Raw genomic sequence first — 2,284 nt, forward strand, 5'->3', positions numbered from 1 at the left:
AACTTACCCGACAAGGAATTTCGCTACCTTAGGATGGTTATAGTTACCACCGCCGTTTACTGGCGCTTAAGTTCTCAGCTTCGCCACCCCGAAGAGTGACTAACCGGTCCCCTTAACGTTCCAGCACCGGGCAGGCGTCAGTCCGTATACATCGCCTTACGGCTTCGCACGGACCTGTGTTTTTAGTAAACAGTCGCTTCTCGCTGGTCTCTGCGGCCACCCCCAGCTCACCAAGTAAATTGGATCACCAGGTGTGGCCCCCCTTCTCCCGAAGTTACGGGGGCATTTTGCCGAGTTCCTTAACCATAGTTCACCCGAACGCCTCGGTATTCTCTACCTGACCACCTGAGTCGGTTTAGGGTACGGGCCGCCATGAAACTCGCTAGAGGCTTTTCTCGACAGCATAGGATCATCCACTTCACCACAATCGGCTCGGCATCAGGTCTCACCCACCATGTCATCCGGATTTACCTAGATGACGGGCTACACCCTTACCCCGGGACAACCACCGCCCGGGCTGGACTACCTTCCTGCGTCACCCCATCGCTTACCTACTACCACCTTGGTTCAGCGGCTCCACCACTCCCCTTTGCCCGAAGGCTCCAGGGCGGCTTCACGGCCTTAGCATTAATGGGCTCAGTACTGGGCGTTTCAAAGCGGGTACCGGAATATCAACCGGTTGTCCATCGACTACGCCTGTCGGCCTCGCCTTAGGTCCCGACTTACCCTGGGCAGATCAGCTTGACCCAGGAACCCTTAGTCAATCGGCGCACACGTTTCTCACGTGTGTATCGCTACTCATGCCTGCATTCTCACTCGTGAACCGTCCACAACTCGCTTCCACGGCTGCTTCACCCGGCACACGACGCTCCCCTACCCATCCCAGCCCCCGTTGGGGGTATGTGCTGGAATGACACGACTTCGGCGGTACGCTTGAGCCCCGCTACATTGTCGGCGCGGAATCACTTGACCAGTGAGCTATTACGCACTCTTTCAAGGATGGCTGCTTCTAAGCCAACCTCCTGGTTGTCTCTGCGACTCCACATCCTTTCCCACTTAGCGTACGCTTAGGGGCCTTAGTCGATGCTCTGGGCTGTTTCCCTCTCGACCATGGAGCTTATCCCCCACAGTCTCACTGCCGCGCTCTCACTTACCGGCATTCGGAGTTTGGCTAAGGTCAGTAACCCGGTAGGGCCCATCGCCTATCCAGTGCTCTACCTCCGGCAAGAAACACACGACGCTGCACCTAAATGCATTTCGGGGAGAACCAGCTATCACGGAGTTTGATTGGCCTTTCACCCCTAACCACAGGTCATCCCCCAGGTTTTCAACCCTGGTGGGTTCGGTCCTCCACGACCTCTTACAGCCGCTTCAACCTGCCCATGGCTAGATCACTCCGCTTCGGGTCTAGAGCGTGCAACTCAAACGCCCTCTTAGGACTCGCTTTCGCTACGGCTTCCCCACACGGGTTAACCTCGCTACACACCGCTAACTCGCAGGCTCATTCTTCAAAAGGCACGCAGTCACGACCCACATTCCGAAGAACATGAGCGACGCTCCCACGGCTTGTAGGCACACGGTTTCAGGTACTATTTCACTCCGCTCCCGCGGTACTTTTCACCATTCCCTCACGGTACTATCCGCTATCGGTCACCAGGGAATATTTAGGCTTAGCGGGTGGTCCCGCCAGATTCACACGGGATTTCTCGGGCCCCGTGCTACTTGGGAATCACACAAGCAAGCCGTCAATGTTTCAGCTACGGGGGTCTTACCCTCTACGCCGGACCTTTCGCATGTCCTTCGCCTACACCAACGGTTTCTGACTCGCCCAACAGCCGGCAGACTATTGAAGTGCAACCCCACAACCCCGCATGCGCAACCCCTGCCGGGTATCACACACATACGGTTTGGCCTCATCCAGTTTCGCTCGCCACTACTCCCGGAATCACGGTTGTTTTCTCTTCCTGAGGGTACTGAGATGTTTCACTTCCCCTCGTTCCCTCCACATGCCCTATGTGTTCAGGCATGGGTGACAGCCCATGACGACTGCCGGGTTTCCCCATTCGGAAACCCCCGGATCAAAGCCTGGTTGACGGCTCCCCGGGGACTATCGTGGCCTCCCACGTCCTTCATCGGTTCCTGGTGCCAAGGCATCCACCGTGCGCCCTTAAAAACTTGGCCACAGATGCTCGCGTCCACTGTGCAGTTCTCAAACAACGACCAACCACCCATCACCCCACCCACAAAGGGCGAGTGCACTGGGGCCGGCATACCGAAGACACAG

At 57.0% G+C, this 2,284-nt stretch carries 1 rRNA gene; it reads right to left on the bottom strand.

From position 1 onward, the window contains the following. Positions 1–2,181: ribosomal RNA gene (locus tag ACWGKJ_RS34830) — 23S ribosomal RNA — on the bottom strand; the annotation flags it as partial. Positions 2,182–2,284: the final 103 nt, after the last annotated feature.

Source organism: Streptomyces sp. NPDC054757 (assembly GCF_053612185.1).